The organism is Streptomyces sp. B93 (genome assembly GCF_018070565.1).
GTDB lineage: Bacteria > Actinomycetota > Actinomycetes > Streptomycetales > Streptomycetaceae > Streptomyces.
The window spans coordinates 16,796-41,895 of the sequence record NZ_JAGPXL010000055.1 but is presented as its reverse complement, the minus strand read 5'-3'; the positions used below and the strand labels follow the sequence as shown (position 1 = coordinate 41,895).

General features: G+C 72.6%; 24 protein-coding genes, 1 other RNA gene and 1 pseudogene. 12 read left to right on the top strand and 14 right to left on the bottom strand.

The window, feature by feature from the left end:
- Positions 1-813: 813 nt before the first annotated feature.
- From KBY47_RS32215 to KBY47_RS32190, 5 genes and pseudogenes are all read right to left on the bottom strand, one after another.
- Complete coding sequence (locus KBY47_RS32215) at positions 814-1,599, bottom strand: DUF2637 domain-containing protein (protein ID WP_247695564.1); 786 nt, start codon at positions 1,597-1,599, stop codon at positions 814-816.
- Positions 1,600-1,623: 24 nt separating this feature from the next.
- Positions 1,624-2,027, bottom strand: an RNA gene (gene rnpB, locus KBY47_RS32210) — RNase P RNA component class A.
- Positions 2,028-2,142: 115 nt separating this feature from the next.
- Positions 2,143-2,889, bottom strand: a pseudogene (locus tag KBY47_RS37440) (DMT family transporter); the annotation flags it as partial.
- Positions 2,890-2,941: 52 nt separating this feature from the next.
- Complete coding sequence (locus tag KBY47_RS32195; protein WP_210927460.1) at positions 2,942-3,778, bottom strand: AraC family transcriptional regulator; 837 nt, start codon at positions 3,776-3,778, stop codon at positions 2,942-2,944.
- A 33-nt stretch (positions 3,779-3,811) separates the two neighbouring features.
- Positions 3,812-4,372, bottom strand: a complete 561-nt coding sequence (locus KBY47_RS32190; protein ID WP_210927471.1) for a Uma2 family endonuclease — start codon at positions 4,370-4,372, stop codon at positions 3,812-3,814.
- A 168-nt stretch (positions 4,373-4,540) separates the two neighbouring features.
- On the opposite strand from KBY47_RS32190, the gene yaaA reads away from it, so the two are divergent.
- Together yaaA and eda are read left to right on the top strand one after the other, a co-directional pair.
- The gene (yaaA, locus tag KBY47_RS32185) at positions 4,541-5,326 is read left to right on the top strand and encodes a peroxide stress protein YaaA (RefSeq protein WP_210927457.1); all 786 of its coding nucleotides are present in this window, start codon (positions 4,541-4,543) and stop codon (positions 5,324-5,326) included.
- A 61-nt stretch (positions 5,327-5,387) separates the two neighbouring features.
- The gene (eda, locus tag KBY47_RS32180; protein WP_210927456.1) at positions 5,388-6,023 is read left to right on the top strand and encodes a bifunctional 4-hydroxy-2-oxoglutarate aldolase/2-dehydro-3-deoxy-phosphogluconate aldolase; all 636 of its coding nucleotides are present in this window, start codon (positions 5,388-5,390) and stop codon (positions 6,021-6,023) included.
- Here eda and KBY47_RS32175 read toward each other — a convergent pair.
- The 3 genes from KBY47_RS32175 to KBY47_RS32165 are packed head-to-tail and all read right to left on the bottom strand — an operon-like array spanning position 5,995 to position 8,762.
- Entirely contained in the window at positions 5,995-7,155 is a 1,161-nt protein-coding gene (locus KBY47_RS32175) for a bifunctional RNase H/acid phosphatase (RefSeq protein ID WP_210927455.1), read from the bottom strand. The genes eda and KBY47_RS32175 overlap by 29 nt on opposite strands.
- 12 nt (positions 7,156-7,167) lie before the next feature.
- Positions 7,168-7,911, bottom strand: coding sequence for a zinc ribbon domain-containing protein (locus KBY47_RS32170; protein WP_210927468.1), 744 nt, complete (start codon positions 7,909-7,911; stop codon positions 7,168-7,170).
- Complete coding sequence (locus KBY47_RS32165; RefSeq protein WP_210927453.1) at positions 7,908-8,762, bottom strand: Nif3-like dinuclear metal center hexameric protein; 855 nt, start codon at positions 8,760-8,762, stop codon at positions 7,908-7,910. The genes KBY47_RS32170 and KBY47_RS32165 overlap by 4 nt, the downstream gene beginning before the upstream one ends.
- 198 nt (positions 8,763-8,960) lie before the next feature.
- Here KBY47_RS32165 and KBY47_RS32160 point away from each other — a divergent pair, with 198 nt between their 5' ends.
- Positions 8,961-10,136: a hypothetical protein gene (locus tag KBY47_RS32160; protein ID WP_210927450.1), complete on the top strand. Its 1,176-nt coding sequence runs from the start codon at positions 8,961-8,963 to the stop codon at positions 10,134-10,136.
- 97 nt (positions 10,137-10,233) lie between these two features.
- Positions 10,234-10,392, top strand: a complete 159-nt coding sequence (locus KBY47_RS32155; RefSeq protein ID WP_210927449.1) for a hypothetical protein — start codon at positions 10,234-10,236, stop codon at positions 10,390-10,392.
- A 168-nt stretch (positions 10,393-10,560) separates the two neighbouring features.
- Here KBY47_RS32155 and KBY47_RS32150 read toward each other — a convergent pair whose 3' ends face one another.
- From KBY47_RS32150 to KBY47_RS32140, 3 genes are read right to left on the bottom strand one after another with little or no spacing between them, the layout of a single operon-like run.
- A complete protein-coding gene (locus KBY47_RS32150) occupies positions 10,561-11,499 on the bottom strand; it encodes a 3-oxoacyl-ACP reductase (protein ID WP_210927447.1) in 939 nt (312 codons plus the stop codon).
- 21 nt (positions 11,500-11,520) lie between these two features.
- On the bottom strand, positions 11,521-12,597 hold the full coding sequence (locus KBY47_RS32145; protein ID WP_210927444.1) for a Zn-dependent alcohol dehydrogenase: 1,077 nt from the start codon (positions 12,595-12,597) through the stop codon (positions 11,521-11,523).
- Positions 12,598-12,629: 32 nt separating this feature from the next.
- Positions 12,630-13,490 carry a MaoC/PaaZ C-terminal domain-containing protein gene (locus KBY47_RS32140; protein ID WP_210927443.1) on the bottom strand — a complete coding sequence of 287 codons (861 nt, stop codon included), beginning with the start codon at positions 13,488-13,490 and terminating at the stop codon, positions 12,630-12,632.
- A gap of 274 nt (positions 13,491-13,764) precedes the next feature.
- On the opposite strand from KBY47_RS32140, the gene KBY47_RS32135 reads away from it, so the two are divergent.
- The 8 genes from KBY47_RS32135 to KBY47_RS32100 all read left to right on the top strand — a co-directional run bounded on the left by KBY47_RS32135 (position 13,765) and on the right by KBY47_RS32100 (position 21,695).
- Positions 13,765-15,045 carry a sensor histidine kinase gene (locus KBY47_RS32135; RefSeq protein ID WP_247695562.1) on the top strand — a complete coding sequence of 427 codons (1,281 nt, stop codon included), beginning with the start codon at positions 13,765-13,767 and terminating at the stop codon, positions 15,043-15,045.
- Between the two features lie 5 nt (positions 15,046-15,050).
- Entirely contained in the window at positions 15,051-15,683 is a 633-nt protein-coding gene (locus tag KBY47_RS32130) for a response regulator transcription factor (RefSeq protein ID WP_210927464.1), read from the top strand.
- Between the two features lie 136 nt (positions 15,684-15,819).
- Positions 15,820-17,313 carry an MFS transporter gene (locus tag KBY47_RS32125; protein ID WP_247695561.1) on the top strand — a complete coding sequence of 498 codons (1,494 nt, stop codon included), beginning with the start codon at positions 15,820-15,822 and terminating at the stop codon, positions 17,311-17,313.
- Positions 17,314-17,433: 120 nt separating this feature from the next.
- On the top strand, positions 17,434-18,084 hold the full coding sequence (locus KBY47_RS32120; protein ID WP_210927442.1) for a class I SAM-dependent methyltransferase: 651 nt from the start codon (positions 17,434-17,436) through the stop codon (positions 18,082-18,084).
- Between the two features lie 70 nt (positions 18,085-18,154).
- Positions 18,155-19,132 (top strand): N-acetylmuramoyl-L-alanine amidase, encoded by a 978-nt coding sequence (locus KBY47_RS32115; RefSeq protein WP_210927439.1) that lies wholly within the window; start codon positions 18,155-18,157, stop codon positions 19,130-19,132.
- Positions 19,133-19,291: 159 nt separating this feature from the next.
- The gene (locus tag KBY47_RS32110; RefSeq protein ID WP_210927437.1) at positions 19,292-20,140 is read left to right on the top strand and encodes a DUF5336 domain-containing protein; all 849 of its coding nucleotides are present in this window, start codon (positions 19,292-19,294) and stop codon (positions 20,138-20,140) included.
- A gap of 106 nt (positions 20,141-20,246) precedes the next feature.
- Complete coding sequence (locus tag KBY47_RS32105; protein ID WP_210927435.1) at positions 20,247-21,257, top strand: LLM class F420-dependent oxidoreductase; 1,011 nt, start codon at positions 20,247-20,249, stop codon at positions 21,255-21,257.
- A gap of 144 nt (positions 21,258-21,401) precedes the next feature.
- Positions 21,402-21,695 (top strand): hypothetical protein, encoded by a 294-nt coding sequence (locus KBY47_RS32100; RefSeq protein WP_210927433.1) that lies wholly within the window; start codon positions 21,402-21,404, stop codon positions 21,693-21,695.
- A gap of 22 nt (positions 21,696-21,717) precedes the next feature.
- On the opposite strand, the gene KBY47_RS32095 is transcribed toward KBY47_RS32100, so the two are convergent.
- The 3 genes from KBY47_RS32095 to KBY47_RS32085 are packed head-to-tail and all read right to left on the bottom strand — an operon-like array spanning position 21,718 to position 25,006.
- The gene (locus KBY47_RS32095) at positions 21,718-22,794 is read right to left on the bottom strand and encodes a prenyltransferase/squalene oxidase repeat-containing protein (RefSeq protein WP_210927431.1); all 1,077 of its coding nucleotides are present in this window, start codon (positions 22,792-22,794) and stop codon (positions 21,718-21,720) included.
- A complete protein-coding gene (locus KBY47_RS32090) occupies positions 22,791-23,534 on the bottom strand; it encodes a class I SAM-dependent methyltransferase (protein ID WP_210927429.1) in 744 nt (247 codons plus the stop codon). The genes KBY47_RS32095 and KBY47_RS32090 overlap by 4 nt, the downstream gene beginning before the upstream one ends.
- Complete coding sequence (locus KBY47_RS32085; protein ID WP_210927427.1) at positions 23,528-25,006, bottom strand: glycosyltransferase family 4 protein; 1,479 nt, start codon at positions 25,004-25,006, stop codon at positions 23,528-23,530. Before KBY47_RS32085 ends, KBY47_RS32090 begins: the two co-directional genes overlap by 7 nt.
- Between the last annotated feature and the right edge of the window lie 94 nt (positions 25,007-25,100).

Genomic DNA, 25,100 nt, shown 5'->3' with positions numbered 1-25,100 from the left:
GCGACTGGTACAGCGCGACCGCGTCCGCTTTGAACTGTGGCGGATAGTTCTTCATGACCACGAGATGTCCGTTCTCAGATCCTCAGGATCCAGTGTCTCGTGTGTCCAGGATCAAGGGTCAAGGCCCTCTCTCTCGGCCGAAGTGATGGCCAGAGTCAGACCCGCCTGTCCAGTGAGAACAGCCAGTGGTGCGGCCACTCCTCCCTGCCGCTGATGCTCAGCAGGCCCACTCGTCTGAGATCCAATCGGAACCGAGCCGCCGCCAGAGTCATCGCTCGTGCACGACACGGTTACCAGAGTCAGCGCTGCCGTGATCAACAGTGAAGCCAGACGCACCTCAACTGATGCCATTGCACGGGTCCTCACTACGTGTCCACCTACTCTCAGAATGAGGAATGGGTCGGTTAATGGAGGCGACCGTTCCCGGCTACCTGGCGTTGCTCGAGAGGGCGGTCCTCAAGCACCACACGAGCAACTACAGGTGACTAGTCACCCAAGCCATGACCACCTCTACCTCTTCGTCCCGTTCCTACTGCAAGGAGCAGACGCCGCTCGAGACGCTCCAACTCCAAGGGGCAAACGTCGACTTGGGCAACTTTTTGCCTGAGCGGTGATCAATTGCACTGAGTGGTGGTCCCGTGAGGGGCCAAGGGTCGCGCCTGGGAAGCGAGACCTACCTGGCGGCCCGTACCGGCCAGGCACGAGAAGCTCCGCCCCACGACTGCCCCAGGCTGGAAGAGCGCCGGCTCCGCAGAAGCCTCTGTCCACGGGCATGCCAGGCCGACGAGCGGCAGGCCCGCCACAGGCGGGCACTCAACCTCCAGCATTGCCCTTGTGCCTGGCGCGCACGGCCGTCACCAGCTGTCTCGATCGTTTGGCGCCAATCCGCAGTTCCTTGCGTATCGACTCAGCAGAGACCGGCCGCTGGTGCAGTTCCCGATGCCGGGCGTCAATCATCTGGGCTCGGACTAGCAACGGGTCCTCGCCCCGCTGCCGTCGCTTGCCCTTCACCCGTCTGCGGACCTCTCCCTCCTGGCCCACCGGGTCATCCGTCCGATCAACCGGCCGGTGCATCAGAAGTTCCACCGACAGCAGCAACGCCACCGGAGGCCACCCGGCGACCAGTACCGGCTGCCACGCCAATGCCGGTGCCGCCGCGATATTCGCAGCGAGCGAGACTGCGATCCCCAGCAGGAAGGCCGACCACATCGCGCCTCGGGCCCGGCGGGTGCGGCCCGCCGAGGGCTTCAGCAGGCCGACCGTGGCCAGGAGCAAGAGGCCATCCACGGACAGCGGCCACAGTGAGGCACTCACTTCATCCGCTCCGCCCTGCAGCGCGAACTCCCGCTGGTGAACGTATGAGGCATACGCGGCGACCCCGGCAACAACCAGGGCGCACAGGGGCCGGATCCACGCATCAAGGTCGAGGCCCGGCTGCCGCCAGCTCCCTCCGGCGACTCGGTGAACTCGCTCATCGAACCCACCGCCCGACACCCGGCCCCAGTGCACAACGCGTGCACACTTGCGCGGGAACTCCAGGGAACTCGCAGGTAGGAGCGGGATGTGCCGAGGCACGGCAAAAGGCCCCGACCAGGCCATAAGACCAGGTCAGAGCCTTGCTGGCAGACGAGTCGGGCTGTACGCCGGGTTCTGTGCCCCGGGACCTCGCGGTCGTCGGGGTGACGGCCATCCATCTAGGGCCGGTGTTGCCACCGGCCTCGTGCGGTCTACCCGCGGACTCGGGCGGGCAGCCCTCGAGCGTCCGCGCAGAAACACCGGAGTGTTTCCTCTTGACCTTGCTCCGGGTGGGGTTTACCTAGCTGCCCAGGTCGCCCTGGGCACTGGTGGTCTCTTACACCACCGTTTCACCCTTACCGAGGACCGAGGTCCCCGGCGGTTTGCTTTCTGTGGCACTGTCCCGCGGGTCACCCCGGGTGGCCGTTAGCCACCACCCTGCCCTGTGGAGCCCGGACGTTCCTCGGGGAGTCCCCGTCAGGGGGATTCCACGCGGCCGTCCGCCCGGCTCGTCTGCCGTGTCGACCATGGTACCGGGCGGGTGGGGCGGCGCGGCGCCGCGGCCGTGGCGAGGACCGAGCCCGCAAGAATCAGGGCGAAGGCCACGGCGATCGTGGTCGTGAGGTGCTCGTCCAGGAAGACGGCCCCCGCCGCCACCGCCACCGCCGGGTTCACGTACGTGATGACCGTCGCCCGCGTCGGGCCCGCCTCCTTGATCAGCTCCAGGAAGGCGACGAACGCCACCGCCGTGCAGACCACCCCCAGGGCGAGCAGCGACAGCAGGACCTCCGTGGAGGGGAGGGTGGACGGGGCCGTCAGCGCCGCCGCCGGGGCGTACACCAGCGCCGCCAGTGCCAGGCAGGGGGCCGTCAGGTGGAGGGACGGGACGTCTCGGAGGTGGCGGGCCGCGATCAAGGGTGCCGTGGCGTAGCCCACCACCGTCAGCAGGACCTCCGCGAGGGAGCGGGCGTCGCCGCCGGTGAGGTGCGGGACCGTGAGGAACGCGACGCCCGACAGGCCCAGGGCAAGGCCGGTCACGCGGCGGGGGCCCAGGCGTTCCGTCTCGCCGAAGAAGCGGGCCAGGACCACGCCGACGATCGGGACGCCCGCGATCAGCAGTCCGGCCGTCGAGCTGGAGAGGTGGCGTTCCGCGTCCGTCAGGGTCCACCAAGGGCCGATGATCTCGATCACCGCGAAGGCCAGCATCGGTTTCCAGTGGGAGCGGACGGTGCCGCCCAGTCCCCCCTGCCTCAGCGCGAAGGGGAGGAGCAGTGCCGCGCCCAGCGCGCAGCGCGTGAACACCACCGTCGACGGGGACACCTCGTCCACCGCCACCTTGATCAACAGATAGGGGATGCCCCAGATCACTCCCATCAGGGAGAAGAGGAACCAGCCGCGTGCAGTCATGCGGTGAGTGTCGGCCGCCTCAGCCCCCGCTGTCTTGAACGCTGTTGCGGTACGCCGCCGGGGTGACCCCCAGCACCCTCCGGAACCAGCGTGTGAGGTGCGCCTGGTCCGCGAAGCCCACCAGGGTCGCCGCTTCAGCCGGGCGCAGGCCGCCCTCCAGCAGGGCGCGTGCCCGGTGCACCCGGTGCTGGGCCAGCCAGGCGTACGGCGGCAGCCCCATCGTCGTACGGAAGGCGCGGAGCAGTTGGTAGCGGGAGGAGAGGCCGAGGTCTGCCGCCAGGGCTGACAGGGAGGGTGGGGACGTGACGTCGTCCGCCAGGCGGTCGCGTACCGCGTGGGCTATGGCCTTCGCGCCGGGGATCCTGTCGTCCGTCGCGCGGGCCGTGGAGTGGCGGCGGGCCAGTGCCGTGAGCAGCCAGGGGAGGCGGGATTCCGCTTCCAGGGGGTCGGGGCAGGCGCTGAGTTCGGTGTGCGTGAGACGGAGTGCCGTGGCCAGTTCCGGGTCGGTCAGGACCGGGTCGCGGAAGTGCGGGAGGGTGTCGCCGTCCAGGGTGCCTTCCGTGAGGAGGGCCGGGGCCGCGTACAGGGCTCGGTAGGAGTAGCCCTCGGGGGCCGCGGGGCCGCCCGTGTGGGTCTCTCCCGGTTCCAGTACGACGATGGAGCCCGGGCCCGACTGGATGCGTCCGCCCCGGTAGGCGATGACCTCCAGGCCGCCGACCGTCACGCCGACCGTGAACTCGTCGTGCGCGTGCGGGGCGTAGACGTGGCGGTCGAAGCGGGCGGTCAGAAGGTCCAGGGGTGGGCCGTCGTGGCCCAGGCGGGCCCTCGTCCACAGTGCCTTCTCTCGCCCGCTCACCGCGCCCACCCCCTGGTCACAGGGATCAGGGCATCAGAGGAAGTCCGATGTGTCCAGTTCGAATTCGAAGGGGGTGGGGAGCGGGAGCGGTGTGCCGAAGGGGCGGGTGTCGTGGTCGCGGTAGTCGTCGTTCTGCGGATCGCGGAAGAGGGTGCTCTGCCTCGTCTCCCGGTCGATCAGGAGGTAGAGGGGGATGCCGCCGCGGGCATAGCAGCGGCGTTTGATCTCGCGGTCGGCCGAGGGTCTGAACCCCGTCACCTCCATCACCATGTGGACGCCCTCGCAGGGCATCCAGGGGGGCGCTCCCCGGAAGAGCCGGTCAGCCCTGGTGACGAACGTGCCGTCCGGGATGACGTGGTCCTGCGGGAGGCCGTCCGCGTTCCCCAGGGTCAGGCCCTTGCTGCCGGAGAACATCATGTCGGCGCGGGAGTTCCGGTAGATCTGGCTCAGGGTCCCGCTGATGCAGTGCTCGTGCTTTCCGATCGGCAGCGGGTTCAGGAGAAGTTCCCCCTCAATGAGTTCCGCCCGGAAGCCCGGCGGGGTCTCCAGTTCCACGAACCAGTCCCGCAGCAACTTCTGTGAGTACCCGTCCATCGTCCTCGCCACGGCGCCCTCTCTCCTCGGATGCTCGCCAGACTGGCCGTCCAGTGGATCACCCCCGGCCCGTTCGGCAACCGTTCCCTCGATCGTGGGACGTGGGAGTGCCACGCCGTACCCTGGCCGGGTCCCCCGACATCCGAAACCCCTGGACAAGGAGACCCCGTGCTCGTCCTGCTCCCCCCGTCCGAAGGCAAGGCTCCCGCTGGTGGGCCCGGCGCGCCGCTGAAGTTGGAGTCGCTGTCGTTGCCGGAGCTGGGGGCGGCTCGGGAGGCGGTGCTCGGGGAGTTGGTGGAGCTGTGCCGGGGGGATGAGGAGAAGGCCCGTGACGTGCTCGGGCTGAGCGTGGGGCTGCGGGCGGAAGTCGCCAAGAACGGCCGGCTGTACGACGCCCCCGCCCGGCCCGCCGGTGAGATCTACACCGGCGTCCTCTACGACGCCCTCGACCTCGGCACGCTCGATGCCGCTGCCGCGCAGCGGGCCGCGCGGGAGCTGTTGATCTTCTCCGGGCTCTGGGGTGCCGTGCGGGTCGGGGACCGGATTCCGTCGTACCGGTGTTCCATGGGGGTCAAACTGCCGGGGCTGGGGGCGCTCGCCTCGCACTGGCGGGCGGCCATGGCCGACGTTCTGCCGGACGCCGCGGGGGACGGGCTCGTGCTCGATCTGCGGTCCGCCGCCTACGCCGCCGCCTGGAAGCCGAAGGGTGAGGTCGCCGCGCGGACGGCGACCGTGCGGGTGCTGCACGCGCCGACCCGGAAGGTCGTCAGCCACTTCAACAAGGCGACCAAGGGGCGGATCGTGCGGAGTCTGGTGGCGGCGGGGGCTGAGCCGGGTGGGCCCGCCGAGCTTGTCGACGCGTTGCGTGATCTCGGGTATCAGGTCGAGGTCGCCGAGCCCGCGAAGGGTGGGACCGCCTGGCGGGTGGACGTGCTCGTGGACGAGGTTCACTGAGGTCGTTGCATCCTCCGCAACGCTCGTTGCGCTTGCTGCCACCCCTCGACAGCATGACCCCATGGCCTCCGTCCTTGACCTCGCCCCCGTCCTCCCCGTCGTCGTCCTGGACGATCCCGCCGATGCCGTGCCCCTGGCGCGGGCGCTGGTCGCCGGGGGGCTGCCCGCGATCGAGGTGACCCTGCGGACACCGGCCGCGCCGGAGGCGATACGGGCCATCGCCGACGGCGTGCCGGGTGCCGTCGTGGGGGCAGGGACCCTGCTCACCCCCGGGCAGGTCGACCTCGCCGTCGGTGCCGGGGCGCGGTTTCTCGTCAGTCCGGGGTGGACGGATGTGCTGGTCGATGCCATGCGGGGGGCCGGGGTGCCGTTCCTGCCCGGGGTTTCCACCGCGTCGGAGGTCGTCGGGCTGCTGGAGCGCGGGGTGCGGGAGATGAAGTTCTTTCCGGCGGAGGCGGCGGGTGGGACCGCTTATCTGCGGTCGCTCTACGGGCCCTTGCCGCAGGTTCGTTTCTGTCCCACCGGGGGGATCGGCGCCGACTCCGCGTCCGCGTATCTCGCGCTGCCCAATGTCGCCTGCGTCGGCGGCAGCTGGATGCTTCCGGCCGATGCCGTGGCGGCGCGGGACTGGGGGCGGGTCGAGGCGTTGGCCCGTGCGGCGGCCGGGCTCAGGGCCGTAGGTGCGAGGTGTCGTTGAGGAGGCGGACGCTCGCGTTGCCGTCCGCGTAGTACGCCACCGCCGACAGGGATGCCGCTGACAGTTCCATGCGGAAGAGGGATTCGGGCGGGGCGTTCAGGGCCAGGCGGATCAGGGTCTTGATCGGGGTCACATGGGTGACCAGCAAGGCCGTGCGGCCCGCGTACGCCGCGATCAGCTTGTCGCGGGTGGCCGCGATACGGGCGGCCGTGGCGGTGAAGCTCTCGCCGCCGCCCGTGGGGGCCACGTCCGGTGAGGCCAGCCACGCGTTCAGGTCGTCCGGGTGGCGGTCGCGGACCTCGGCGAAGGTCAGGCCCTCCCAGGCGCCGAAGTCGGTCTCGCGCAGGCCGTCCTCCACCGTGACGTCCAGGTTCAGGCGGGCGGCGACGATCGCGGCCGTCTCGCGGGTGCGGGCCAGCGGGGAGGAGACGACCGCCTGGATCGTGCCGCGCCGGGCCAGCAGGGCCGCCGCCCGTTCGGCCTGGTCACGGCCCACGTCCGACAGGGACGGGTCCGTGCCGCCGCTTCCGGAGAACCGCTTCTGGGGGGTGAGGGGGGTCTCGCCGTGGCGGAGGAGGACGAAGGTGGCCGGGGCGCCCATGTCGGCGGCCGCTCCCCAGCCGACGGTGGCGGCCGTAACCGTCCGAGCGGCAGTCGTCTCATCGGTCGCCGTCTCGGCTCCCGCCACCGCCCGCGCCGCCCGCGTATCGGCCGCGGCCTTGCCGCCGGCCCCCGCGTCCATCGCCCCGTTCGCCAGCCGGTCCGCCCGCTTGTTCTGCTCCCGCGGGATCCACTCGTACGTCACCCGCCCCGGCGGGAACACCCGCGCCGCCTGAGCCGCCAGCGGCTTCAGGTCGGCGTGTTTGATCTTCCAGCGGCCCGACATCTGCTCGACGACCAGCTTGGAGTCCATCCGGACGTGGACGCTCGCGGCCGGGTCCGCTTCCCGCGCCGCGAGCAGGCCCGCCAGCAGACCGCGGTACTCCGCGACGTTGTTGGTGACCGTGCCGAGGTACTCGGCGGCCTCCGCCAGGGTCTCACCCGTCGCCGCGTCGATCACCAGCGCGCCGTAGCCCGCGGGTCCGGGGTTGCCCCGTGACCCGCCGTCCGCCTCGACGATGAACTCCCGCACCTCCGAAGCTCCCTACAGACCCGAATCCGCCGTACGCACCAGGATCCGGCGGCAGTTCTCGCAGCGAACCACCTTGTCGGGGGCCGCGGCGCGGATCTCGTTGATGTCGGTGATGGCCAGCTCCTGGCGGCAGCCCTGGCAGGTGCGCTGGTAGAGGCGGGCCGCGCCGATGCCGCCCTGCTGCTCGCGCAGCTTGTCGTAGAGCTTGAGCAGATCGGCCGGGACGGCGCCCGCGATGACCTCGCGCTCCTTCGTCACCGTCGCCACCTCACCGTCGATCTCCTCGACCGCGGCGTCGCGGCGCGCGGTCGCGTCGTCGATCTTCGACTGGACGGAGGAGACCCGCTCGGTCAGTTCCTCCACCCGCTCCTGCGCGGACTCCCGGCGCTCCATGACCTCCAGGACCACGTCCTCCAGGTCGCCCTGGCGCTTGGCGAGCGAGGCGATCTCGCGCTGGAGGTTCTCCAGGTCCTTCGGTGAGGAGACGGCTCCGGAGTCGAGGCGCTGCTGGTCGCGGGCGGCGCGCTGGCGGACCTGGTCGACGTCCTGCTCGGCCTTGGTCTGCTCGCGGGCGCAGTCGCTCTCCTCGGTCTGCGCGGCCACGAGCAGGTCGCGCAGCTGGGTCTGGTCCTTGGTCAGCGACTCGATCTCGGCGTGCTCGGGCAGGGACTTCCGCTTGTGCGCCAGCTGCTGGAGGCGGACGTCGAGGGCCTGGACGTCGAGGAGTCGGATCTGGTCGGCGGGCGCGGCGTTCAGTTGGGGGCTCCAGGTGAAAGTGAAGGGGAGTGGCTGGTCCAGGGGTCGGTCACCGTCTTGGAGACATGGACGCGCAGGTCCCAGCCGTGGCGGTCGGAGATCTCGTCGAGCTGGGCGGCGGCCTGCTCGCACCAGGGCCATTCGGTGGCCCAGTGCGCCGCGTCGAGCAGCGCGAGGGGGCTGTGGGCGCGGTCCGCGATGAACTCCGACACCGGGTGGTGGCGCAGGTCCGCGGTGAGGAAGGCGTCGACCCCGGCGGCGCGTACGGCGTCGAAGAGGCTGTCGCCGGAGCCGCCGCTCACGGCGACCGTGCGGACGAGCGCCTCGGCGTCGCCCGCGACGCGGATGCCCTGCGCGGTGGCGGGCAGCCGTTCGGCGGCGCGGGCGGCGAACTCGCGGACGGTCATCGGGTGGTCGAGTTCGCAGATCCGGCCGAGGCCGCGGCGGCCCTCGGGGTCCGTGGCGTCCGGCACCAGGGGCCGTACGACCCTCAGGTCGAGGGCTCCGGCGAGCGCGTCGCTGACTCCGGGGTCGGCGGTGTCGGCGTTGGTGTGGGCGACGTGCAGGGCGATGTCGTTCTTGATCAGGGTGTGCACGACCCGGCCCTTGAAGTGCGAGGCCGCCACCGTCGTCGTACCGCGGAGGTAGAGGGGGTGGTGGGTGACCAGCAGGCCGGCGTCCAGCTTCACCGCCTCGTCGACGATCTCCTGGACCGGGTCGACGGCGAACAGGACCCGGCCGACCTCCTGGTCGGGGTCGCCCACGACGGTGCCGACCGCGTCCCAGGACTCGGCCCGCTCGGCGGGCCACAGGCTCTCCAGCGCGGCGATGACTTCTGACAGACGGGGCACGGGGAAAGGCTACCTGCCCGCTCCCGGGGGCTGAACCGCCGACGGGACGCGCACCGGCCGCCCGTCCCCACTCAGCACATTCGCCCCTGTTCCCTCAGGCGAATCGTTGCGCGGCCACCCTTATGTGTGAAGCCGGTGCCTGCTGGTTCCCCGCCTGTGCGTACGAAAACTAGCTTCGTGGCCGGAGGTGACCGAACGATGACGGCCTGTGCGATCGAAGCCACCGAGGCGGGGGACGAGGACGCGGACGCGTCGGTTCCGCGCGCCGGGTGGGTGCTCACGGTGGACGGCTGCTACGCCGCCCGTCTCGCCCGCAGCGGCGACTCCTGGTTCCCGGAGCGCTGGACGCTGGACGGGCCCGAGCCGTACGCCGTACCGCTGCCCGGCAACCAGCCGGAGGAGCCCGGTACCGAGGTGCAGCCGATGGGCGACGGACGGGTGCTCATCCGGCGCTTCGCGGACGGACGGAATCATTTCTCCCTGCTGTACCCGACCGGCCCCGGCACCGGTGAGCTGCCGCTCGGCGCCATCGAGTGCCCGGACCCCGGCACCCGGCTGCGGCTGCTGCCCCCGGCGCCGGGCGGCGAACGGGCGTACGCCCTCGCGGTGGGGCCGCACTCCAGCGCGGTGTGGCTGGTGGCGGGGGGCACGTTCGGGCCGGAGCACGTCGCCGAGGTGCCGGGGCGCTGTTCGGGCGGGGTGTGGCTGGACCGTACGGGGCGGATGCTGGCCCTGGACCGGGAGGCGGACGGGCGGACCAAGACGGTCGTGGTGGACCTGGAGCGCGGGGGCGAGATGTCACCGCTGCTCCAGATCGCCGACGACAGCGACGACCGGCTGCTGCTCGCCGACGCCGACAGCGGACTGCTGCTGATCCGCTCCGACGCGCCCTCCCCCGGGCATGCCCGGCTGGGCTGGGGGGTGCTGGGGAGCACGCTGCCGGTGCGGTTCCCGGAGTGTCTGCGGCTGCCGGACCGCGCGGTGACGCCGTTCGCGATCCAGCCGGGGCAGGTGCTGACGCCGGAGAGCTGTGCGGTGGCGCTGCGGGTGGACGGTCCGGAGGGCAGCTGGGTGGTGGTGTGGCGGCCCGCCGACCGGCGGATGCGGCATGTGGGCGCGCCCGAAGGGTGGCTTGCGGGGGCCGGACTGTGGACGGCGGACGGGGTGCTGCGGCTGCCGTACGCCACGGACGAGGTGCCGTGCGGGGTGGTGACGGCGAGCGTCTGTCCGCCGGTGTCCCCGCCTGTTTCCGCACCCGTCCCGGAGGGGTCGGGCGGGGACGCGCAGCCGTCGGAACCGGACTCTCCGGAACCGGTCGCGGCCCGCCCCGTCCCCCTCGGCGAAGCGCCCCTCGCCCGTCTTGTAACGAAGTAGTGGCGGTTGGCGTGGCCGCCTGGATATGGCCCGTGGTGCGCCGGTTAAACTCGCCCGGCTGTAGGAAAGATCATGTTGACGGGGTGAATTTCTTCCGATGAGCGACGCCAGCACGTCCCAGCCGCTGCCCGACAGCCAGGAGCCCAACGGCCACGGCAAGCACCGGGGCCCGCTTTCGACGCACGACGCCGAGGCGGCTCCGCGCGGTCGGCACCGCAAGCCGGTGGAGCAGCAGACCGAGTCGGCGGCTGCCTGACGGCACGTCAGGTACGCCTTCCCGGAACGGAGTCGCGGCCCCGCTCGCCCCTCGTGGGTGAGCGGGGCCGCCTCGTTCGTGTCGCTCCCTGGTGCCTCCTGGCGCTCCCTGGCGCCCCATGGAGCACTTGGCGCCCCTGTCGCCCCCCGTCCCTCCCCTTCACCCCCTTCACTCCCTCCGCAGCCCCAGCACCTCCACCGCCGCGAAGCCCTCCCCGTCCGCCCGTTCCGCGAAGTGCGGAGTGAGTACGGCGTCCAGTTCCCCGTAGGTGAAGGTGTCCTGCTTGCTGTCGAACCGGGCCCGCACCCGGGGCCGTTCGACGACGGCGACCATGCCGCCGTGCACCACCAGCACCTGCCCGTTGACGCGTCCGGCGGCGGGCGAGGCCAGATAGCCGACCAGCGGGGCGACATGCTCGGGGGCGAGCGGATCGAGGCCGTCGCCCGGGTCGGCGGCGCCCGGGAAGACGTCCGCCGTCATCCGCGTCCGGGCGCGCGGGCAGATGGCGTTGGCCGTGACCCCGTACTTGGCGAGGGCGTGCGCGGTGGAGGTGGTCAGCCCGATGATCCCGCCCTTGGCGGCGGCGTAGTTGGGCTGCCCGGCCGAACCGGCGAGGAACGCCTCCGAGGAGGTGTTCACGATCCTCCCGTACGTCGCTCCCCCACCCGCCTTGGCGCGCTCCCGCCAGTGCGCGGCGGCGAAACGGGTGGTGTTGAAATGTCCCTTGAGGTGGACCCGTATCACCGCGTCCCACTCGTCCTCGGTCATGGAGAAGACCATGCGGTCGCGCAGGATGCCCGCGCTGTTGACGAGGACGTCGAGCCCGCCGAACTCCCGTACCGCGAGGCCGACGAGTTCGGCGGCCTGCCGGAAGTCGGCGACGTCGCCGCTGTGGGCGAGCGCCGTGCCGCCCGTGGCGCGGATCTCGGCGGCGACCTCCTCGGCCGGGCGGGCGGAGGACGTGCCGGTGCCGTCGCGGCCGGGCTGCCCGAGGTCGTTGACGACGACGGCGGCGCCGAGCCGGGCGAGTTCGAGGGCCTCGGCCCGGCCGAGCCCGCGCCCGGCGCCGGTGACGATCGCGGTGCGCCCTTGAAGTGGCAGCGTCATGACAACCGTGTCCCCGTCTCCTCAGATCTCGATCGACGTGCGCAGCGCGGTCCCCGTGCGCATCTGGTCGAGGGCCTCGTTGACGTCGGCGAGCGGCACCCGGTGGGTGATCAGTCCGGCGAGGTCGACGCGTCCGGCGCGCCACAGCGCGATGGTCCGCTCGTAGGAGCGCAGGACGTCGCCGCCGCCGTACAGGGACGGCAGGATGCGCTTCTCGTCGAAGAACAGCTCGAACATGTTCAGCTGGAGGAAGTCGTCCATGGCGCCCGCGCCGACGACGACCAGGGTGCCGCCGCGCCGGGTGTTCTCGTAGGCGGTGCGGGCGGTGGTGGAGCGGCCGACGACCTCGAAGACGTAGTCGAAGCCCTCGCCCGCGGTGAGCCGCTGCCTGGTGTCGGGCAGTTCGTCGGGGGCCACGGCCCGTGTCGCGCCGAAGCGGAGGGCGGCCTCGCGGCGGGAGGCGACCGGGTCCACGGCGACGATCTCGGCGGCGCCCTTGAGCCGCGCCCCCTGGACGACGGAGATGCCGACGCCCCCGCAGCCGATGACGGCGACGGACGAACCGGCCTCCACGTCGGCGGTGTTGAGGGCGGCGCCGAGCCCGGTCGTCACCCCACAGCCGATCAGCGCGGCGATGTCGTAGGGCACGTCGTCGGGTACGGGCACCGCGCATCCGGCGTCCACGACGACCTCCTCGGCGAAGGTGCCGGTCCCGGCGAAGCCGAACACGTCGCCGGTGGGGCGCCGGAAGTTGGGGGTGCCCGCGTTCATGAACCCGGCGAGGCAGAGCTGGGTCTGGCCGCGCTTGCAGGCGGGGCAGGCGCCGCAGGCGGGGAGCCAGCACACCACGACCCGGTCGCCGGGCTTCAGGTTCCCGACCCCCTCCCCGACCTCTACGACGTCACCGGCGCCCTCGTGGCCGGGTACGAACGGCGCGGGCTGCGGCAGTACGCCGCTCATCGCCGACAGGTCCGAGTGGCACAGGCCGGTCGCCCGCACCCGGATCCGCACCCGTCCGGGGCCGAAGCCCGCCGCCTCGACGTCGTCGAGGACCTCCAGCTTCTCCTGACCGGTCTCGTGCAGTACGGCTGCGCGCATGGTGCGGCTCCCCTCAAGGGTCGGACGGGTGATCAGACGTGCTCCACGACGGTGTCGGCGAGGACGGGCGCGTCGTCCCGGTCGACGGCACTCACGGCGACCCGGACCGTGCCGCCGGACGGCCGCCACATCCGGAGGCGCAGGGTCTCGCCCGGGTACACCACCCCGGCGAACCGTGTCCGGTACGCCGTCACCCGGGTCACATCGCCGCCGAGCAGGGTGTCGACGACCGTCTTCAGGGTCATGCCGTACGTGCACAGTCCGTGCAGAATGGGCCGTTCGAACCCGGCGACCTTGGCGAACTCCGGGTCGGCGTGCAGCGGGTTCCAGTCGCCGGAGAGGCGGTAGAGGAGGGCCTGGTCCTCGCGGACGGTCCGTTCGACGGTGCGCTCCGGGGGTCCGGCCGGGGCCTCGGCGCGGGCGGACGGTCCGCGGTCGCCGCCGAAGCCGCCCTCGCCCCGGAGGAAGATCTCGGCGTCGTTGGTCCACAGCGGCCCGTCGGCGTCGGCGGCCTCGGTGCGCAGCACCAGCACGGCGGCCTTGACCTTGTCGTACACGGCGGCGACGCGCGAGGTGGCGGTGGCCGTGCCGGTGGCCGGGATCGGGCGGTGCAGGGTCAGGACCTGGCCGCCGTGCAGGACGCGGGCGAGGTCGACCTCGATGCCGGGCATGGACAGTCCGCTGATCACGCCGGGGGCGCCGGAGCCCGCGACGGTGGCGAAGCTCGGCAGGACGTGCAGCCGGGACTCCAGGGTGTAGCGCAGCTCGTCGGGGTCGGTGGCGGGCAGGCCCGCGCCGATGCCGAGGTGGTAGAGCAGGACGTCCTTGGGGGTCCAGGAGATCTCGCCGGTCCGGGGCCCGGCGGCGAGGGCCTTGGCTGCGTCGATGGGCATGGGGCTCCTGACATGACGGTGGCGAAGACCCCGGCGCGGCCGTCCGCACCGTCGGCCGCGCCGAGGTCGTCTTCGGGACCGCGGAACCCGCCCGGTTCTAGAACGCGTTCCAGTCCAGCGATCCTCTGTATAGCCCAGCCAGCGGGACTTGGGAAGTCTCCTGACGGTATGTCAGGTGCGCCGCCGTTACCCGACGGGACCGGGACATTTGTCCCGCCCAGCTCCGTACAACCGCCTCTGCCGGACCCCCGCCCCCGCTCCGTACCGTCGATCCATGACCAGGACACCGCCCGCGGGCACCACGGTCCCGCCGCCCACCGCCTTCTCCCTCCTCCCGTGGCTGCTGATGGGCATGGGGGCCGTCGCCAACCTCGTGCAGGGGCGGACACCCAACCCCTGGGTCGGCATCACCGGCCTGCTGATCTTCAACTCCCTCTACATCTACGTCGTGTGGCGGGCGTTCGTGAAGGAGCTGCGCCAGTCGCTGCCGACCCGGCTGGCGCTGGCGGTGATGGGCCTGGTCACCTGTGGGCTGGCGCTCGGCTACGGCGGCAGCTGGCTGACCTTCTTCCCGCTGCTCGGGCTCGCCGTCGGCGCCGTCCTGCGGGGCCCGGGACTCGCACCCGCGGGCCTCGGCCTGACCGCCGTCGCCGCGACCGTCGCCGCGTTCCGGAGCGGCTGGGACGCCATAGGAATCGCCTACGGCACCTTCCTGTCCACCATGGTGACGGCGGCGATCCTCTCCCTCGCCGAGACGGTCGGCGAACTCCGCGCCGCCCGCGAGGAACTCGCCCGGCGCGCGGTGGAGAAGGAGCGCCTGCGCTTCTCCCGCGATCTGCACGACCTCCTCGGCCACACCCTCTCCGTGATCGTCGTGAAGGCGGAGGCCGCCCGGCGGCTCGCGCCCTCGGCCCCCGAGGCGGCCCTCGGCCAGATCAACGACATCGAGTCCGTCGGCCGCCAGGCCCTGACCGAGATCCGCGAGGCCGTCACCGGCTACCGGCGGGGCAGCCTCGACACCGAGCTGACCCGCGCCCGCTCCGCCCTGACCGCGGCGGACGTCGAACCCGTCGTCCACCGCTCGGGCCAGCCCCTGCCGCCCCCGACGGAGGCCCTGCTCGGCTGGGTGGTGCGCGAGGCGGTCACCAATGTCGTACGGCACGGCGGTGGCGCGACGCGCTGCGAGATCGCGGTGCACGGCGGGCCGGAGCGAGCACGGCTGACGGTCACCGACGACGGCCCCGGGACCTCCCCGCCGGGCGGCGGCCGCACGGGCAACGGCCTGACCGGCCTGACGGAACGCCTCACGGCGGCGGGCGGAAGCCTCACCGCCCGCCCCGGCGCCCACGGCGGCTTCACCGTGACCGCGGAACTGCCGACGCCCACCGACGTACTGGGCGCCCGCACGGCGCACACGGGCGTACGGGACCCCTGCGCGGCGCCCACCGACGCACCGGACTCCCGCACGGCGCCCACCGACGCACCGGCCCCCTGCACGGCGCCCACCGTCTCCGGCCTGCCGTCGGGGTGCGCCACGCCTACGCTTGGGCCGTGAACGAGATGCCCCGCGACCACCGCCCCGCCAGATCCATCCGGGTGCTGCTCGCCGAGGACCAGCAGATGCTGCGCGGGGCGCTGGCCCTGCTGCTCGGGATGGAACCGGACATCGAGGTGGTGGCGCAGGTGGCGGCCGGGGACACGATCGTGGACGCCGCCCTGCTGCACCGCCCCGACGTCGCCCTCCTCGACATCGAACTGCCGGGCGGCAGCGGCCTGGACGCCGCCGCAGAACTGGGCGAGCAGGTACCGGACTGCCGGGTGCTGATCCTCACCACCTTCGGCCGCCCGGGCTATCTGCGCCGGGCCATGGAGGCCGGAGCCGCGGGCTTCCTCGTCAAGGACGGTCCGGTGGAGGAACTGGCCGCCGCGATCCGCCGGGTGCTGACCGGCGAGACGGTGGTCGACCCGGCGCTCGCCGCGGCCGCGCTCAGCGCCGGGCCCAGCCCGCTCACGGCACGCGAGCGCGACGTCCTGACGGCGTCCGCCGACGGCGCGACCGTCGCCGACATCGCGACCCGCCTCCACCTGTCGGAGTCCACGGTCCGCAACTACCTCTCCGCCGCGATCGGCAAGACGGGCACCCGCAACCGGGCGGAGGCGCTGAGGGAGGCCCGCAGCCAGGGGTGGCTGTAACGGAGGGTGCCGCCGAGGGGGCTGAGTACGGCGGTGCCCGGGGGAGGTTCTTACCTCCGCTTTACCCCGGAACGGAATAGTTGCCCCGGCACACGGAGTTCAGATTCCACGTATCCGACGTGGAAGGTCATCCTCAATGCCCCGTACGACGAAAGACGACCGGCCCGCCCCGAGAGCGAACCCGGCCGTCGTCCCGGTGCTCGCGTTCGCGGGCATCGCCGTCGCGGTGATGCAGACCCTGCTCGTGCCGGTCATCAAGGACCTGCCGCAGCTTCTCGACACCGCCCCCAGCAACGCCACCTGGGTGCTGACGTCCACTCTCCTGTCCGGCGCCGTCGCCACCCCGATCATGGGCCGCCTCGGCGACCTCTACGGCAAGCGGCGCATGCTCGTCGCCAGCCTCGCGGTGATGGTGGTGGGCGCCCTGGTCAGCGCGGTCACCAGCGACCTGCTGACCATGATCGTCGGGCGTACCCTCCAGGGCTTCGCCATGGGCGCCATCCCGCTCGGCATCGGCCTGATGCGCGACACGCTGCCCGCCGAACGCCTCGGCTCCGCGATGGGCCTGATGAGTTCCTCCATCGGCGTCGGCGGCGGACTCGCCCTCCCCGGCGCCGCGCTCGTCGCCCAGCACGCCGACTGGCACGCCCTCTTCTACGGCGCCGCCGGCCTCGGCGTCCTCTCCATCGCCCTCACCCTCCTCGTCGTACCGGAGTCCCCGGTCCGCGCACCGGGCGGCTTCGACCTCCCCGGCGCCCTCGGCCTCTCCGCGGGCCTGGTCCTGCTGCTGCTCCCCGTCACCAAGGGCAGCGACTGGGGCTGGTCGTCCCCCGTCACGCTCGGCATGTTCGGCGCGGCCGTGGTCGTCCTCGTCCTGTGGGGCCTGATGGAACTGCGCCGCAAGGCCCCCCTGGTCGACCTGCGCACCACCGCCCGCCGCGAGGTCCTCCTCACCAACCTCGCGTCGATCATGGTCGGGGTCTCCTTCTACGTCATCTCCCTGGTCCTGCCGCAGCTCCTCCAGCTGCCCACCGCCACCGGCTACGGCCTCGGCCAGTCGATGGTCGTCGCGGGCCTGAGCGTGGCCCCGCTGGGCCTGACCATGATGTTCACCGCGCCGGTCTACGCCCGGATGTCCGCCCGCTACGGCCCCCGCGCCACCCTCATCACCGGCCTGCTGGTCATCGGCCTCGGCTACGCGGGCGGCCTCGGCCTGATGAGCGCCGCCTGGCAGACCGTCGTCACCTCGGTCGTCGTCGGCGCGGGCATCGGCCTCGCCTACTCCTCCCTCCCCGCCCTGATCATGTCCGCCGTACCGCCCTCCGAGACCGGCGCGGCCAACGGCCTCAACGCCCTCATGCGGTCCATCGGTACGTCGGTGTCCAGCGCCGTCATCGGCATGGTGCTGGCCAGCACCGCCAACGACGTCGGCGGTGTCGCCGTCCCGACCATGCACGGCTTCCGTGTCTCCTTCCTGATCGCCACCGCCGCGGTCGTCGTCGGCATCGTGCTCGCCCTGTTCCTGCCCCGCACCCGCCCGGCCACCGGCCTCCAGCTCCGCGCGAGCAGCGAGGAGGACGCCAACCTGGCCCGCGCCACCGAGGCCGGGGCCACGGCACCGGTGCGCTGACGTCCCCGCCCGCCCGTACCCCCTGTCGCCCGCCCGGCAGGGGGTACGGCAGCATGTGGGGCGCCCGGGCACGTCGACCGGCGCACACGCACGAGCACCCGTACGACCGAAAGGGGCCCCATGACCGCGGCACCCAAGCCCGAGATCCTCGCCGCGTTCGAGGCGGCGAAGGGCTTCATGCCCGTGGACGAGGGACTCGCGCTGTACGCGGCGGCCGGGGAGGCGGCACGGCTCGGGCTGCCGCTGCTGGAGGTCGGCACCTACTGCGGCCGCTCCACCGTCCTGCTCGCGGACGCGGCCCGCGCCGCCGACGTGACCGCGCTCACGGTCGACCACCACCGCGGCAGCGAGGAGCAGCAGCCCGGCTGGGAGTACCACGACCCCTCCACCGTTGACCCCGAGACCGGCCTGATGGACACCCTGCCCACCTTCCGCCGCACCCTGCACCGGGCGGGCCTGGAGGAGCACGTCGTCGCCCTGGTCGGCCGCTCCCCCCAGGTGGCGCGGATCTGGGGCAGCCCCCTCGCCCTCGTCTTCATCGACGGCGGCCACACCGACGAACACGCCACCGCCGACTACGAGGGCTGGGCCCCGCACATCGCCGACGGCGGCCTCCTCGTCATCCACGACGTCTTCCCCCACCCCGCCGACGAGTTCACCGGCCAGGCCCCGTACCGCGTCTACCTCCGCGCCCTGGCCTCCGGCGCCTTCACCGAGGTCTCGGCGACGGGGTCCCTGCGGGTGCTGCAGCGGACGGGGGCCGGGATCTGAACGGGGGGCGGGTGCGCGCTCACCTGCCCGCTGAGCCCTCCCGGCCCTGCGGGCCCGTAAGGTGTTCGCCGTGTCCTACACCGGCCCCGGCTTCGAACCGCCCCACACCCGCCGCTCCCGGCTGCGCCGACCGCTGACCGTGGCGGTCGCGGCGCTGGTGCCGGGGGCGCTGCTCGGGTGGGTGGTGTACGAGGCGGTGGGCGGGTCCGGGGGTGCGGGCGGTGCGGCGGTGTCGTCGTCGGCCGTGCGGACGCCCGCGGAGGCGACCTCGCGTGCCGCCTCCTCCCCCGCCGCTCCCTCGCCCTCCGCTCCCTCGCCCTCCGACGACCGGAAGGTCCCGGGCCCCGAGGCGTCCGCCACCTCTCCCGCCTCCGGTCCCCTCAGCGGCAAGGTCGTCGTCATCGACCCGGGCCACAACCCCGGCAACTTCCAGCACACCTCCGAGATCAACCGCACGGTGGACATCGGCACCGGGCGCAAGGAGTGCGACACCACCGGGACGTCCACCAACGACGGTTACATCGAGGCACGGTTCACGCTGGACGTCTCCCGGCGGTTGCGGGAGCTGCTCCAGGCGCAGGGCGCCACCGTCGAGTTGACGCAGGACGAGGACCGGGCGTTCGGGCCGTGCATCGACGAGCGGGCGCGGATCGGGAACGCGGCGAAGGCGGACGCGGTGGTGTCGGTGCACGCGGACGGGTCGGGGGCCGGGAACCGCGGGTTCCATGTGATCCTCCCGGCGGCGGTGAGCCAGGGCGCCGCGGACACCCGGGACATCGTCGCGCCGTCCCGGGAGCTGGGTGAGCGCATCGCGGGCAGCTTCGTGCGCGTCACCGGCAGCGCGCCCTCCAACTACGTCGGGAACGGCACCGGTCTGGTCACGCGCGGCGATCTCGGCGGTCTCAATCTGTCAACGGTTCCCAAGGTGTTCATCGAGTGCGGCAACATGCGCGATACCAAGGACGCGGCGCTGCTGACCAGCGGGGCCTGGCGGCAGAAGGCGGCGCAAGGGATCTCTGAGGGAATCGTGAGTTTCCTGCGCGGGTGATGATCAGCGCGCTGATCCCGGCGGACAGGCTCCAGGGGCGGACGATAGTGTCGGCCCTACGATGTGGGGCCACCCCCGCGCTTCACACCACGGCCGCACGGCGACATGGTGTCAGCGACGCCTCCACCTGACGACGAGACGACTGACGAAGGACCTGAAGTGAATATCCGCTCCCTCACTAGAGGCGACGGCGTGGTGATCGGAGCAGCGGTATTGCTGTTCATCGCGTCGTTCCTCGATCTCTACTCGATCGACGGGGCCCCCGACAGCCTGGACGTTCCCAGCCTCTGGAGCAGCGGGCCGGTCCTGCTCGGGGTCGTGCTCGCGGGGATCATCGGCGCCGCGCTCATCGTCGTCGCCCGGGGACTGCCGCAGGCGCCGAAGGTCGCGGGGCTCGACATGGCGCAGTTCGGCATCGCCCTCACGGTGTTCGCCGCGTGGAGCGCGCTCGGCAACATCTTCGACCCGGCGGGTGGCGCCGACAACTTCGAGGGCGGCGGGGACGGCCCCGACGCGGGCACCGGCCTGATCCTGGCGCTGATCGCCACCCTGGTCATGGCCGTGGTGGCGGTCGCCACCCCGCTGGTCCCGGCGCTGAAGGCCGCCCTCCTCGGCGCCCCGCGTCCGGCCACCCCGCAGCCCTACGGCGGTCAGCCGTCCGGTGGTTACGGCTACCCGGGCGCCCAGCAGCCGCAGCAGCCGTACGGCGGCCAGCCGGGCCCCGGCCAGCCGGGTCCGGGTCAGCCGGGTCAGCCCGGGCAGCCGTTCGGCGGCCAGCCGGGGGCTCCCGCGCCGCAGGCGCCCGCGAGCGACTTCTCGCCGTTCTGGTTCGCCGTGCCGGTGCCGCGTCCGCTGTTCGCGGAGGACGGTTCCCAGACCACCATCGCCGAACTGGCGCCGGGCACCTGGTACCTGGCCGTCGAGCAGCGCGGTCCGGCCCTGGTCGCCCAGACGCAGGACGGCCGCCGGGGTGTCCTCCAGGACACCAGCGGTATCCAGCGCGGCTGACCCCAGCGGTCGCCGACGGACGTACGGCCCCTCGCCCTTCCGGGTGGGGGGCCGTTGGCGTACAGTCGCCCGGCCCACCATGATTGACGGACCGTCAGGAGGCGCCATGCGGCTGGGGCTCGCGCTCGGTTACTGGGGCCGTGGCCCCGATCCCGGTCACCTCGCGCTGGCGCGGGAGGCCGAGCGGCTCGGCTACGACTCCGTGTGGACGGCCGAGTCCTGGGGCTCCGACGCGTTCACACCGCTCACCTGGATCGCCGCCCACACCTCCACGATCAGACTGGGGACTGCGGTGGCGCAGATGGCGGCCCGGTCACCGACCACCACCGCCATGCACGCCCTCACCCTCGACCACCTCTCCGGCGGGCGGATGCTGCTCGGCCTCGGACTGTCGGGGCCGCAGGTGGTGGAGGGCTGGTACGGGCGGCCGTTCCCCAAGTCGCCGCTGACCGCGACCCGGGAGTACGTCGACGTCGTACGGCAGGTGCTGCGGCGTGCGGCGCCGGTCACGCTCGACGGGCGGTACCACGCACTGCCGTACCGGAACGACGACGCCTCCGGGCTCGGGAAGGCGCTGAAGCCCATCACCCATCCCCTCCGGTCCGAACTGCCCGTGCTGCTCGGCGCCGAGGGGCCGAAGAACATCGCGCAGACCGCCCGGATCGCCGACGGGTGGCTGCCGCTGTACTGGTCGCCGCGGCGGTCCGGGATGTACGCGAAGGCGCTCGCGGAGGCGCCCGAGGGGTTCCTCGTCGCGCCCATGGCCCGGGTGAAGGTGTGCGCCGACGTCGCCGAGGGGCTGTGGCCGGTGAAGGCGATGCTCGGCTTCTACATCGGCGGCATGGGGCACGCCAGGCGGAACTTCCACGCCGACCTCATGGCCCGGATGGGGTACGAGGAGGAGGCCGGGCGGGTGCGGGAGCTGTTCCTCGCGGGACGGCGGGAGGACGCGGTGCGTGCCGTGCCGGACGCCTTCGCGGACGAGATCTCCCTCGTCGGGCCGCGCGAGCGTGTCGCGGAGCGGCTGGCGGAGTGGCGGGCGGGACCGGTGACGGACCTGCTGGCCGTGTCGCCCGACCCGCACTCCCTGCGGGTGCTCGCCGAACTCGCCCTCTGAGCCGGGACCCGGCGCAGGGCAGGATCAGCGGCGACCACGCCGAACGCCAACTGACGGAGGAGTTGGCCCCGTTCGGAGCGCGGGAGAACGGCGGACGGCCGGGCCGCCGGGTTTCGTCGGGCGGCCGTGGGCTACCCGGAGGGCATGTCCCCTTATCGCACCGGTTCACCGCAGGCAGGCCGGGTCATCGCGATCGTGGCCGATGTCATGGCCCTGATTCTCGGCCTGTGGATCCTGATGTACCTGCTGGACGCCAACCGCGCGAACGGCTTCGTGCAGTTCGTCCACGACGCCGCCCGCTGGCTCGCGGGCTGGTCGCACGACCTGTTCACCTTCGACGAGGAGTGGGCGCGGGTGGTGTGCGGCTACGGCCTGGCAGCGGTGGTCTACCTGTTCATCGGCCACGCGGTCGCGGGCCGGATGTACCGCAGGCACTGACCGGGCCGCCGCCCCGCGGCGGTCAGCAGCAGTCCGTCTCCACGTCGTCCAGTCCGCGCGGCAGGTGGTCGCCGCCGAAGACCGCGCAGGTGGCCTCGTCGCCGCCGAGCGCGGCCACGGCGAGCAGCAGCGACCCCGCCGTCCAGGACGTCAGCTCCTCGGGCCAGATCACCCGGTCGTCGAAGACGAGGCCCGTCCAGTACAGGCCGGACTCCGCGTCCCGCAGGTGCTGGATGGACTGGAGGATCTCCAGCGCGCGGTCGGACTCGCCCACCGCCCACAGGGTGAGGGCGAGTTCGGCCGACTCGCCGCCGGTCACCCACGGGTTGGGGACCACGCAGCGCACCCCGGCGCCGGGCACGACGAAACGGTCCCAGCCCTCCTCGAGCCGCGCCTTCGCCTCGGCGCCCGTCAGCGCGCCGCCGAGGACGGGGTAGTACCAGTCCATGGAGTAGCGGGACTTGTCGAGGAACCGCTCCGGGTGCCGCCGGATCGCGTGCCGCAGCGTGCCGAGCGCCAACTCCCAGTCGGGCTGGGCCTCTTCACGCTGCTCGGCGATGGCGAGGGCGCAGCGCAGGGCGTGGTGGACGGAGGAGCAGCCGGTCAGCAGGGCGTCGGCGGTCGCGGTGCCGTCGTCCTCGCGCCGCCAGCCGATCCGGCCGTCCGGCTGCTGGAGGGCGAGCACGAACTCGACGGCCGCGTGGACGGTGGGCCACATGCGGTCCAGGAAGGCGTCGTCGCCGGTGGCGAGGTAGTGGTGCCAGACGCCCACGGCGACATAGGCGACGAAGTTGGTCTCGCGCCCCCGGTCGGTGACGGCGTCCGGGTCCCCGTCGGCGTAGGCGGCGTACCAGGAGCCGTCGGCGTTCTGGTGGCGGCGCAGCCACTCGTAGGCCCGCTCGGCGGCCTCGTGCTCACCGGCCGCGTCCAGGGCCATGGCGGCCTCGGTGTGGTCCCAGGGGTCGAGGTGGTGCCCCCGGAACCACGGTATGGCGCCGTCCGCGCGCTGCACCGCGAGCAGTCCGCGTACGGTCGCGGCGGCCTCGTCGGCGGTGAGCACGCCGGGCAGGACGAGGTGGTCGGTGCGGGGGGTGGTCACTTGGCGTCCGCCTCGGGCACCCGCGGCAGGTGCGGCTTGGTCGCGTAGGCGACGAAGCTCTTGCCGATCAGCGGGTTGAGCGCCTGCTCGGCGACCCGGGTGGCCAGGGGCTTCTTCATGATGTCCCAGACCAGCAGCTTGTGGTACGCCCGCACCGGCAGCGCCTTGTCGTTGTCGACGCCGAACGCGCACTTGAGCCACCAGTACGGGGAGTGCAGGGCGTGGGCGTGGTGGGTGCCGTAGGGCCTGAGGCCCGCCTCGCGCATCTTCGCCAGCAGCTCGTCGGCCCGGTAGATGCGGATGTGCCCGCCCTCGACCTCGTGGTAGGCGTCGGAGAGGGTCCAGCAGACCTTCTCGGGGCCGTACCGGGGCACGGTGACGGCGATGCGGCCGCCCGGCTTGAGCACCCGGACCATCTCGGCGAGGACGCCCTTGTCGTCGGGGATGTGCTCCATCACCTCGGAGATGATGACGACGTCGAAGGACTCGTCGGGGAAGGGCAGCGCGAGCGCGTCGCCCTCCATGGCGGTGGCGGTGGCCCCGGCGGGCGCCTCACCGGCCTCCTTCATCGCCGCGAACCACTTGGCGACCTCGCGGATCTCCTCGCCGTTCTGGTCCAGCGCCACGACGTGCGCGCCGCGCCGGTAGCACTCGAACGCGTGCCGCCCCGCTCCACAGCCGAGGTCCAGGACACGGTCCCCCGGGGCAAGCGGGAACCGGGAGAAGTCGACGGTCAGCACGAGGCCCTGCTTTCGGGATAGACGCCGGTGACACGGGGGGAAGCGGTGGGGGTGGACGACACGGCGGGGGCGGTGGCCTCGCCGGGGGCGGCCGTCGCCTCCGCGTGGGTCGCGCCCGCGGAGGTGAGGGTCCCGGTGGACGTCGCTCCGGCAGGAGCGGTCGGGGTGGCCGTTGCCCGGGCGATGGCCTCGCGGTAGTGGGCGACCGTGCCCTCCGCCGCGCGGGCCCAGGTGAAGTGGCGCAGCACGCGGGCACGGCCCGCCGCACCGAGGCGGGTGCGCAGGCCGGGGTCGCCGAGGAGGCGGCTCAGCCCGGCGGCCAGGGCGCCCGCGTCGCCGGGGGGCGCCGCGAGGCAGGTCTCGCCGTCGGGTCCGGCGACCTCCGGGATGGCGCCGCCGGTCGTGGCGAGCAGCGGTGTGCCGGTGGCCATGGCCTCGGCGGCGGGGAGGGAGAAGCCCTCGTACAGGGACGGCACGCAGGCGATCTGCGCGGAGCGCACCAGGTCGACGAGTTCGGCGTCGGAGATGCCCTTGACGAAGTCGACGGCGCCTTCGAGGCCGTAGCGCTCGATGGTCCTGGCGACCGGGCCCTTCTCGGGCTTCTTGCCGACGACGACGAGGTGGGCTTCGGGGTGCTCGGTGCGGACCTTCGCCAGCGCCTCGACGAGGAAGACCAGGCCCTTGAGCGGTACGTCGGCGCTGGAGGTGGTGACGATCCGGCCGGGCACCTGCGGCACCGAAGGGTCGGGCGAGAACAGGTCGGTGTCGGCGCCGATGTGGACGACGTGGACGCGGTCCTCACGGACGCCGAGGTGTTCGACGATCTCGGTGCGGGAGGTGCCGGAGACGGTGAGCACGGAGGGCAGCCGACGGGCGACGCGCTTCTGCATCCGGGTGAAGGCGTACCAGCGCCGCACCGACCACCGCCGTCTGCGGCTCGTGGCGGCGTCCAGTTCCAACTGCCGGTCCACGGTGATGGGGTGGTGGACGGTGGTGACCAGCGGGGCGCCGATGTCGCCCAGCAGGCCGTAGCCGAGGGTCTGGTTGTCGTGGACGACGTCGAAGTCGCCGCGGCGGGCCCGCAGATGGCGGCGGGCGCGCAGCGAGAAGGTGAGGGGCTCGGGGAAGCCCCCGGTCCACATCGTGCCGACTTCCAGCGCGTCGATCCAGTCGCGGTACTCGCCGCGGCCCGGGGTGCGGAACGGGTCGGGCTGGCGGTAGAGGTCGAGGCTGGGGAGTTCGGTGAGGCTCAGTCCGTCGTGGCCCTCGTCGAGGACGGGGTACGGCTGGGCGCCGATGACCTCGACCTGGTGGCCGAGGCGGACCAGTTCGCGGGAGAGATGGCGGACGTAGACGCCCTGGCCGCCGCAGAACGGGTTTCCCTTGTAGGTGAGGAGTGCGATGCGGAGCGGTCGCAAGCCGTCGGCGGCGAGATCCTGACGGGGACCCGCCTGACTGGCCTCAGCGGTCACTCTGGGCCCCCTTCTGCCTGCACTGTCCCGCGAGACTACGCCGGGACGCTAACCTAGAACAAGTTTCAGACTTGATCGTTCGGAGCCTCCGAAT